The following is a 10169-nucleotide window of genomic DNA, read 5'->3' as shown; positions in this document are numbered from 1 at the left end:
CACGGACGCAGGTGTGGAATTCGCGGCGGACGAGTTGTCCGCTCCGGCGGAACAGCCGGCTGCCGCGGCGAGCACGATCGTGCCCCCCCGTGACGATCAGCCGTCGTGTCCGCATCCCGATTACCGGTTCAACGATCATGATGGCTGTCACTGCAGCGGCGGCATCTCCACCTGTGAGAAACGCCCGGACCTGATATCCACAGGTCCGGGCGTTCCGTCGGTAGCTGTGACGGGGGACTTGTTCAGCGAGCGGAGCAGGTGGCGGTGCCCGGACCGGTGCCGGTGCCCTGGAAGCCGAACTGGGTGTTGCGGCCGGCCGCGACGGAGCCGTTGAAGCTCACGTTGGTGAAGCTCACCGCCCCCGTGGTGCCGCTACCGGTGGCGTTCCACGAGTTCGTGACCGCGGAACCGGACGGCAGCGTGGTGCTGACGGTCCAGCCGTTGATCGCCGACGAGCCGGCGGTGACGGTGACGGTGGCGACGTAGCCGCCGGTCCACGAGTTCAGCGAGATCGACGCGGTGCAGCCGCCCTGGGCCGGCGGCGAGGACGGCGGCGGGGAGGACGGCGGCGGGGAGGACGGCGGGACGGTGGTCGAATCGAGGCCGAAGAAGCTGATCGCCATCTTGGCCTGGCCTGCCATCGGCAGCGAGTGGCCGACGCCGGCGAGGCTGATGGCCTGGACCGGCGGCTGCGCCGAGGTGTTGCCGTACCAGGTGCGGGTCCAGCCGGACTGCGGCGTGTCCGTCTTGACCGGCGTCTGGCTGACGCCGAGCACGTTGGTCCACTGCTTGATCTCTTCGCCGAAGTTGTTGTAGTGCAGGGTGGTGTCGTTGGTGCCGTGCCACAGCTGCATCCGCGGGCGCGGGCCGGAGTAGCCCGGGTACGAGTTGCGCACCGCGTCGCCCCACTGCTGGGCGGTCTTGCTGACCTGGCCGTTCGCGCAGGCGCTGTTCCAGCCGGCCTGCTGGCCCGGGTCGGCCGGGTTGCCCGCGGTCGCCTGGAAGCAGGTGTCCGGCACACCCATGAACGCGGCGCCGGCGGCGAACACGTCCGGGTAGTCGGCGAGCAGGACGTTCGTCATCATGGCGCCGGACGAGGCGCCGGTGACGAACGTGCGTGCCGTGTCGGTGTTGTACCTCTGCTGCACGTATCTGACCATCGAGGTGATGCCGACCGGGTCGCTGTTGCCGTTGTGGGTGAGCGCGCCCGCGGAGGAGACGTCCCAGCAGTTGCCGGAGCGCACCGTCGACGGGTAGATGACGATGAAGCCGTACTGGTCGGCCAGCGACTTGAACTCGGTGCCGGAGTAGAAGGCCGGGCCGGAGCCGGTGCAGTAGTGCACGGCCACCAGCACCGCCGGCTTGGTGGGCAGCCGGTCGGGCACGTAGAGGTACATGCGGATGCCGGTGGGGTTGGTGCCGAACCCGGTGACCTCCGTCAACGCCGCCGCGGAGGCCGGTGACGCCGGGACGAGCGTGGTGGTGGCCACCAGGCCGGCGAGGACCGCGGCCACCGAGGCCAGCAGTGTGCGCCAGTGTTTTCTCATGGACAGTTCCTTTCGGGATGCGGTGCGGGGACGATCCGCGACCACATCCAGGTGGGGAGGTACTACCCAGTGGACGGGACGGTTGGCGGGGATGTGGGAGTGACCGGGGAAGCCGGCCTGATCCGGATCGAGCGAAACATTACAAGCGGGTTTCGGCAATTACAACGGTGAATATTTGCGGGTCCTGACAGGTGCGGTTGCCGTGGCTGCATTTACCTGCGGCAATGTAAGAGGGCCCGGAAGGTCGACGTCCGGAAGTTTCGGAGACGGTCACCGAAAAATGCGGCCATGGTTTCGGCGCCGCGAGGGGGATCGGTGCCCGCGGCGCGGTTGCCGACCTGCTTCCGGGCGGCTGTCGTGTGGCTTCGCCAGATTCGGCGGTACGCCGTACGGGCCGGGTTCAGCCCTCGTCCGCGACCGGGTCGTCGGCCTCGTCGCGGGCCCAGTCGCGCAACTCCACGAAGCGGTCGACGGATCCCCATGGCGCGCTGCGCACCCAGTCGTCGCCGATCAGGTCGTAAACGGCGCAGGCTTCCCGGAAGAATCGGCCGATCGTCAGGCCGTAGGCGAAGTGGTTCCACACCAGCGGGGTCAGCAGCGACCTCCGGTAGCCCTCGTGCCAGAACGAGTCGTGGGCCGCCGCGTAGATCTCGCCGGCCACGTCGTTGCGCCGCAGGTGCTTGTTGCCGCCCTCGGACCGCCGATGTTCCAGGTGTGCCTGCACGACAAGGATCGGGATGTTGGTGCCGGGGCAGGCGGCGGCCCTGGTCCGGGCGAAGTCGAACATCGCCTCGGTGCTGCCGCTCCACTTGGGCATCAGGTTCTGGAGCATCTGTTCATGGCCGAACAGATGGGTCGGGTCGATCTCGATCAGTCTGGTGAAGCGGCGCCAGCGCTCCTCGACGGGCAACTGCCGGGCTCGCCCCAGGATGACCAGGTAGTGCCAGGCCTCGGCACATCCGGGATCGCGGTCGGTCACCTCGTCCAGACAGTTCTCGGCCAGCTTGAGGCGCTGGAACCAGACGTCCCACTGCTCGCGGCTGACCGTGTCGGAGGTGCCGCTGCCGCGCGCCTCCCAGGCCCAGTGGACGGCGCGGGCGCCGCGGGCCAGCAGCGGCAGGGTGGAGTGCGGCTCGGCGCGGATCACGTCGGGAATCCACTCCTCCAGGCCCTTCGCGGACGCCACGAAGTCCATGTAGTACATGAGCTGCTCGGGTGCGGCGGTGGTGAGGATGTCCCGGATCGTCGGCCAGTCCCGCTCGCCGAGCGCCTGGTCGAGCCGTTCGGCCCCCGGGTCGTACAGATAATTGTTGATCTTCAGGACGTCGTCCGGGCGCTTCTTGAAGGACCACACAGCGATCAGAGATTCTCTTTGGCGTAGTTGCGGGATCGCAGGAAGAACTCGACGCTGCCCCAGGGCTGCCGGGTGATCCAGTCCTCACCGATCGACTCGAACAGACTCCAGGCCGGCTTGTGGAAGTCGCCCCAGGTGAACGCGTACGCGAAGAGGTTCCAGACGATCGGCGTCAGCGCCGAGGTCGAGTAGTCGTCGTGCCAGAACGAGGCCTGCGCCGCGTCCCAGACCTCGTCCATGACGGCTTCCGGCTCCCAGTAGGTGAGGGACAGCCCGCGGTCCGGATCGTCCGGCGCGGCCAGGAACTCCTGGTGCAGGTTGTGTTCGCGGTGTGCCAGCACGATCAGGGCCGGGAGGTGGGTGCCGGGGCACGCGGCCGCCCGGGTGCGCGCGAACTCGAACATCGCCTCCGAGCTGCCGCCCCACCGGGGGCTCAGGGCGAGGAGCATCTGCTCGTGACCGAACCAGTGGTCCGCCTCGATCTCGATCAGCCGCTGGAAACGCCGCAGCCGCTCCGGTCCGGGCAGGTTCAGCGCGCGGCTCAGGGCGATCGACCAGGTCCACGCGTCGGCCTGCCCGGGGTCGCGCCGGAGGGACTCCTCGACGCACTGCTCGGCCTGCCGCACCAGCCGGGACCACAGCCGCGCCCCGGTCTCGCCCAGGGTGCTGCCGAGGCCGTCCCGGCGCAGCGTCCAGGCCGAGGTCAGCAGACCGGCGCCGCGGACCAGCAGGGCCGGCGCGGTGTCCTCGGTGATCCATCGTTCGACACCGACCGTGGCCGCGGCGACGGAGAAGTAGTAGGAGCGGCGTTCCGGATTGTCCGTTCCGAGGATTTCGCGAGCCGACCGCCAGTCCTGCGCGCGCAGCGCGCGGCGCAGGCGCTCGGCGTCGTCGTCGAGGAAGCCGCAGAACTCCGGGGCGTCACCGGCGTCGCTCCTCTTCTTGATTGACCACACGGCCGGTGAGCCTATGCGCCGCCGGGCCGCATCGGAAGATCAACTTTGCTGTCGGCCGGATCGGCCGCCCGGCGGGCCGGGCGGGCCAGCCGGTCAGGTGAGACTGAGAGTGATCGGTCTCTATACGTTCAGTTGATCTCCGCAGGGCATTAGCATCCACAGGCATCGCATCGATGTTGGTCAGTGGGGGGCTGCTTTGGGAGTCAGGGGACGTGGGCTGCGGCGTGTGGCGACCGGTTTCGCCGCCGGAGTCCTGGTGGTGGGAGCGGGCGCGCAAGCGGCCGGCGCGAAGGGACCGCAGGACGCGACGGACCGGGCTTACGCCCAGATCGCGGCACTGCAACAGCTCAAGAAGTCGTTGACCGGAGCCGAGCGGAAGCTGGGCAGCCGGCTCTCCGTGGAACTGCGCAGACGTGGCGGCAAGGCGGCGCCGGCCACACTGCCGGAGCTGGACACCGGGGTGACGGTCTCCACGGCCGGCACCACCCAGGTCGAGGTGCACGCCGCGAAGGTGGACGCGGGCCTGCTCGGCCGGCTGCGGAACGCCGGCGCCGGGATCCGGTACCCGTCCGCGGCGGCCGGGACGGTGCTGGTGGAGGCGCCGCTCGGGGCGCTGACGACGATCGCCGGCTGGTCCGACGTCACAGCGGTCACCATCGCGCACGGACTGATCAGCGGGCGGGAGACCGATCCGCGGAGCAAGCCGGCCCAGGAGTCCAAGCAGGCCCGCGCGGCGCGGGTGGAGCAGGCGGCGCGGGCCGCGGCGGCGAAGGCCGCGGCGGTGGCGCCCAGCCAGGGCGAGGCGGTCTCGGAGGGGGACCGGACGCACGCCGCGGACACCGCGCGGTCGCGGTACAAGGTGACCGGGACCGGGGTGAAGGTCTGCGCGCTCTCGGACGGCGTGGACTCGCTCCAGGCGTCGCAGGCGAGCGGGGACCTGCCGGCCGGTGTCGACGTGCTGACCGGGCAGGACGGGGACGGTGACGAGGGCACCGCGATGTTGGAGATCATCCACGACCTGGTGCCGAACGCCCGGCTCGGCTTCGCCACCGCCTTCACCAGTGAGGCCAGCTTCGCGGACAACATCCGGGCGCTGCGGTTCAGCGCCGGCTGCGACATCATCGTGGACGACGTCGTGTACTACCACGAGAGCCCGTTCCAGGACGGGCTCCCGGCGCGGGCGGTGAACGACGTCGTCGCGGACGGGGCGTTCTACTTCAGCTCGGCCGGCAACGAGGGCAACGCGCTCGACGGGACGTCCGGCAACTGGGAGGGCGACTTCGTGGACTCCGGGCGCGGGGTCGGCAAGTTCTCCGGGACGGCGCACGACTTCGATCCCGGCGCCGGCGTGCAGGTCTTCAACCCGCTGTCGCCGAACAGCGCGGACTGCGTGACGACGCTGTGGTGGGCGGACCCGCTGGGCGGTTCGGCCAACGACTACGACCTCTACCTGCTCGACGCGGGCGGCAACGTCTCGGACTTCTCCCAGGACACCCAGGACGGCAACGACGACCCGTTCGAGATCCTGGCCACCGGGACCGGCAGCAACCAGAAGCTCGCCGTCGTGAAGTACTCCGGCGCCAACCGCTACCTCCAGCTCAGCGTGTTCCGCGGGCGCTTCGCCGACTCGGCGGACGGGCAGCTCAAGGGCTTCTCCACGGCCGGGGTGCTGCGCGGGCACGCCGCCGCGGCCGGCGCGTTCGCGGTGGCCGCGGCGCCGGCGAAGGACCCGCTGCCGTTCGACCTGGAGGACGGCGACCCGCCGAACCCGGCCGGGCCGTACCCGGACATCTTCACCCGGCAGACCAGGCCGGAGCGGTTCACCTCGGACGGCCCGCGCCGGATCTTCTTCGACGCCGACGGGACGGCGGTGACACCCGGCGACCTCAGCGCGACCGGCGGCACCGTGCGGAACAAACCCGAGATCACCGCGGCGGACGGCGTGGTCACCACGGTCCCGGGCTTCATCCCGTTCTTCGGCACCTCGGCGGCGGCGCCGCACGCCGCCGCGATCGCGGCGCTCGCCCTGTCCGGCAACCCCGGGATGACCAACGCGGAGGTCCGCGCCGCGCTGACCGGGACCGCGCTGGACCTGGCCCCGGCCGGGTACGACAACCGCACCGGCAGCGGCGTGGTCCGGGCCGACCTGCTGCTGCGCAACACCGGCGCCACCCCGCAGCCGCTGGTCCGGGCCGGCACCCCGGTGATCACGCCGGTCACCGGCGACGGCGACGCGTACCTGGAGCCCGGGGAGCAGGCGACGGTGGCGTTGCCGGCGGTGAACGCCGGTGACGGCACGGCGACCGGGGTCAGCCTGGTGGCCGACTCCGACGACGCGCGGGCGACGGTGACGCCGCGCGCCGCGTCGTACGGGACCATCGCCGCGGGCGCGTCCAAGTCGAAGAACTTCACGCTGAAACTGGCCGCCGGGTATCCGCTCGGCCGGCCGGTCACGTTGACCGTGAAGGCCACCTTCGCCGGGACGCTGTCGCCGACCACCAGCACCGTGGTGGTGCCGACCGGGCAGCCGTCGGCGACCGTGCGGGACTTCGCCTACACCGGCGCGCCGCTGGCGATCCCGGACAACGACCCCACCGGGGTCTCGGCCACGGTGGACGTCAGCGGCGTCGGCTACGCCTCGGCGCTGACCTTCTCGGTCGACGGTACGGCCTGCTCCACCGGCACCGCCTCGGCGACGGTGGGCCTGGACCACACCTTCGTCGGTGACCTGATCGGCACGCTGTCCTCGCCGGACGGCCGGACCGCGACGCTGTTCTCGCGCAGCGGCGGCGGCGGGAACAACCTGTGCCAGGTGGTCTTCGACGACGCGGCCGCGACGCCGTTCGCGTCGGCGCTGTCCGCGAACGCCCCGTTCACCGGCGCCTGGCGGCCGGACGGCGCGCTCTCCTCGCTGCGGGTGTCCCCGGCCGACGGCACGTGGACGTTCCGCGTCGCCGACCGGGCGGGCTCGGACCGCGGCTCGATCCGGGCGTTCTCGTTGCACCTGGCCGGCTTCGAGGCGGCCTGACTCCGACCGTCCGGGCGCGTTCCGGCGCGCCCGGACGGGCTTTCCCCGTCCGCGGGCCTTCTGCCAGATGTGCCGGGGCACTACGGTTGCACGAGGAGTCACCTCATCGGAGCGGAGGGACACGGGTGGGCGAGCTGGTCGAGGTGGAACTTCCCAGTGGGCACACGATGTGGGCCACCGTGGAGTCCGATCAGGAGGCGGCCGACGTCGGGTTCGGTGAGAGGTTCGCCGGCCTGCCCGGGCTTCCCGAGATCGTCGAGTGGGTGACCTCCAACGTGCGCGCCGGCCTGCGGGAGGCCCGGCCGGACGGCGTCACCGTCGAGGTCAACGTCGAGCTCAGCGTGGGGAACAAGGGGCTGGTCGCGGCGCTCGGCGGCGCTGGCGCGAAGACGGCCGTCAAGGTCACGCTCAGCTGGGACAAGGCAGCGGACAAGCAGGCGTGACGGCATGTCCGGCGAGCCGATCGACCACCTGATCACGCATCTGGAGGGCTGCCTGGTCCTGATCGCCGGGCACACCGAGGGAAGCGGGTTCTTCATCGCGCCGCACACCGTCGCCACCTGCGCGCACGTGGCCGGCGCGGTCGGCGCCGCGGTCACCGTGCGGTGGCAGGACCGGAGCCTGCGCGGCGTCGTCCGGTGGGCCTCCCCGCTGGGCGGCCGGATGGCGCGGTACCCGGACATGGCGGTGGTCGAGGTGGAGCCGTTCGACGGCGTGCATCCCTCGGTCTGGCTCGACGACCACCGGCCCGGGTCGAAGGCGGAGCTCGTCGCGTGGGGGCACGCCCGGGCGTACCCGTCCGAGCCGGACGCCGCCCCGGTCTCCGCCAGGTTCACCAACGGCGGGGCGTACCAGGACATGATCCGGCTGACCCACGACGAGATCGAGCCGGGGATGTCCGGCGGGCCGGTGCTCAACACCCAGACCGGCGGGGTCTGCGGCATCACCAAGGCGGCCCGGCACAAGGGCGAGCCGGCCGGCGGCGTCGCCATCCCGGTGCGGGCGCTGCGCGAGATCATGCGGGCCGAGGCGTACCGGGAGCTGCGCCGCCGGCACGACGAGCACCACCGGCGCAACAAGAGCTGGCTCAAGCTGGCCGAGCGGCTGCCGCCGGTGCCCGGGACGATCGGCGCCGTGGCCGAGCGGCAGCTGCGCGAGGTGCTGGATCTGCTGCCGGCGGCCGGCCACGAGGAGCACCTGGCGGACTTCCAGGCGGTCGCCGGCTCGCGGGCCGCCCGGGTGCGGCACCCGCTGCACGAGCACGGCGACGTGGTGACCGAGCTGTCCGGCCTGGCCCCGCCGGACGACCGGATCCCGCACGTGATCGCGTACGCGCTGCACCTCGCCCGGAACGCCGGGCCCACCGTCGCCGCGCGGCTGACCCAGTGGGCGCTGATGGCCGCGCCGGCCGACGACCGGGAGAAGGTGGAGGCCCAGATCCCGGCTGGCCCGGCCGGCTCGCCGCTGCCGTCGCTGCTGGTGTACGTCCGGCCGGACGGCGCCGACCAGCAGCGTTACCTGTGCGAGTTCTGGCAGCACGACGGCACCGGCCTGCGGCAGTTGGAGGCCGACGGCCGGGACCGGTCCGAGGATCAGCTCCGCGAGCATCTGCGGGAGCGCCTGCCTGGCCTGGTCGAGGGGGAGAACCCGCCGATGGTGGAGCTGGTGCTGCCGATGGACCTGCTCGACGAGGACGTCGAGCAGTGGCCGCGGGCCGGCCGGCACGCCTGGACGGTGATCGGGCAGAACAACCCGGTGGTGGTCCGGGAGCAGCAGCGGTTCGAGGAGGAGGACGAGGCGGTCCTCACCGACTGGCAGAAGCGCTGGGACGGGCTGCGTGACCGGCCGGTCGGCTCCGCTCTGATGCCGGTGACCTGCGCCGAGCGGCGGACCGAGCGCGCGCTGTTCTCCCAGTTCCGGGTCAAGCCGGGCATCGGCGCCGTGGTGCTGCCGGACACGCCGCGCAAGCGGGCCGCCCTGCGCGCGGTGCTCGACGTGGGCCTCTACGCCGGGATCCCGATCATGGTGTGGCGCCGGAACGGGTGCGCTGGCGAGGACGGCATCGCCCACGACGGGTGCGCGGGCGCCGAGCTCACCGGGGCGATCACCGCGGCATTGGCCGGCGCCGGCCGCGACGAGGTGCCCAGGCGGATCATGGAGCTGCGCAACCAGGCCGTCTCGGACGAGCACCCGGAGCTCGGGAACGACGTCGTGGTGCTCTGGGACGACCCGGGCCGCCGGCTGAAGGGCAGGCCGATGACGCCACCGAAGGGGGAGTGGCATGCCGGCGGGTGAGTTCCCGATCTACCGGGGCACCGGGACCGTGGACGCGACGGGCGAGCGCATCCGGCGGCGTGCCGAGCCCCCGCCCTGGCGGGTGTTCGACGGCGGTCCGGTCACCCGCCTCGACCGGGACGCGCCGGTGGGCCGCCGGCTGCCGGACCGCGCCCGGTCGGCGCCGTACCAGGCCGACGAGGCGACCGTGCGGATGGTCAACGTGGCGCTGCACCTGCGCCGCCCGCTGCTGGTCACCGGCGACCCGGGCACCGGCAAGTCGACGCTCGCCTACGCGGTCGCGCACGAGCTGCGCCTCGGCAGCGTGCTGCGCTGGGCGATCACCAGCCGCTCGACGCTGGGCTCCGGGCTCTACCACTACGACGCGGTCGGCCGGATCGAGGAGGCGAGCACCCGGCCCGGGGAGGAGGCGGACATCGGCCGGTTCATCCGGCTCGGGCCGCTGGGCACCGCGTTCGCGCCGTACGAGCTGCCCCGCGTGCTGCTGATCGACGAGATCGACAAGGGCGACCTCGACCTGCCGAACGAGCTGCTCGACGTCTTCGAGGTGGGCGAGTTCGGCATCCCCGAGCTGGAACGGATCGCGGAGGGCCGCCCGGAGGTCCGGGTGCGGCCCTCCGACCAGGGCGACCGGGTGACCGTGCGGGACGGCCGGGTGCGCTGCAAGGAGTTCCCGTTCGTGGTGATGACCAGCAACGGCGAGCGCGAGTTCCCGCCGGCCTTCCTGCGCCGTTGTGTCCAGCTGGACCTGGCCCAGCCGGACCGGGAGCGGCTGCAGGCGATAGTCGAGGCGCACCTGGGCGCCGAGGCGCTCACCGAGTCGGCCGGGCTGATCACCGACTTCCTGGGCCGCCGGGAGCGCGCGCAACTCGCCACCGACCAGCTGCTCAACGCGGTCTACCTGCTGCACCTGGCCGGCGGCGCGGGCGAGGCGGACCGCGACGAGCTGGTCGAGGTGGTGTTGCGCGAGCTGAGCGGGCCGGCGTGAC

General features: G+C 72.1%; 7 protein-coding genes. 4 read left to right on the top strand and 3 right to left on the bottom strand.

All coding sequences use genetic code 11. The annotated features are described in order from the left end of the window. Positions 1 to 242: 242 nt before the first annotated feature. The 3 genes from Asi03nite_RS06145 to Asi03nite_RS06135 all read right to left on the bottom strand — a co-directional run bounded on the left by Asi03nite_RS06145 (position 243) and on the right by Asi03nite_RS06135 (position 3857). Positions 243 to 1547, bottom strand: a complete 1305-nt coding sequence (locus Asi03nite_RS06145) for an extracellular catalytic domain type 1 short-chain-length polyhydroxyalkanoate depolymerase (protein ID WP_203677415.1) — start codon at positions 1545 to 1547, stop codon at positions 243 to 245. 400 nt (positions 1548 to 1947) lie between these two features. After that, the gene (locus Asi03nite_RS06140) at positions 1948 to 2901 is read right to left on the bottom strand and encodes a hypothetical protein (protein ID WP_203677414.1); all 954 of its coding nucleotides are present in this window, start codon (positions 2899 to 2901) and stop codon (positions 1948 to 1950) included. Positions 2902 to 2906: 5 nt separating this feature from the next. Next, the gene (locus tag Asi03nite_RS06135) at positions 2907 to 3857 is read right to left on the bottom strand and encodes a hypothetical protein (protein ID WP_203677413.1); all 951 of its coding nucleotides are present in this window, start codon (positions 3855 to 3857) and stop codon (positions 2907 to 2909) included. Between the two features lie 226 nt (positions 3858 to 4083). On the opposite strand from Asi03nite_RS06135, the gene Asi03nite_RS06130 reads away from it, so the two are divergent. The 4 genes from Asi03nite_RS06130 (at position 4084) to Asi03nite_RS06115 (ending at position 10168) form a co-directional block, all read left to right on the top strand. After that, the gene (locus Asi03nite_RS06130) at positions 4084 to 6885 is read left to right on the top strand and encodes a S8 family serine peptidase (RefSeq protein ID WP_203677412.1); all 2802 of its coding nucleotides are present in this window, start codon (positions 4084 to 4086) and stop codon (positions 6883 to 6885) included. A 125-nt stretch (positions 6886 to 7010) separates the two neighbouring features. Continuing rightward, positions 7011 to 7328 carry a CU044_2847 family protein gene (locus Asi03nite_RS06125; RefSeq protein WP_203677411.1) on the top strand — a complete coding sequence of 106 codons (318 nt, stop codon included), beginning with the start codon at positions 7011 to 7013 and terminating at the stop codon, positions 7326 to 7328. Between the two features lie 4 nt (positions 7329 to 7332). Further along, the gene (locus tag Asi03nite_RS06120; RefSeq protein WP_203677410.1) at positions 7333 to 9180 is read left to right on the top strand and encodes a VMAP-C domain-containing protein; all 1848 of its coding nucleotides are present in this window, start codon (positions 7333 to 7335) and stop codon (positions 9178 to 9180) included. Then, positions 9167 to 10168, top strand: coding sequence for an AAA family ATPase (locus tag Asi03nite_RS06115; RefSeq protein WP_203677409.1), 1002 nt, complete (start codon positions 9167 to 9169; stop codon positions 10166 to 10168). The genes Asi03nite_RS06120 and Asi03nite_RS06115 overlap by 14 nt, the downstream gene beginning before the upstream one ends. Position 10169 lies beyond the last annotated feature (1 nt).

This window comes from Actinoplanes siamensis, from assembly GCF_016862395.1.
GTDB lineage: Bacteria > Actinomycetota > Actinomycetes > Mycobacteriales > Micromonosporaceae > Actinoplanes > Actinoplanes siamensis.
This window is presented reverse-complemented; position numbering and strand designations above follow the sequence as displayed.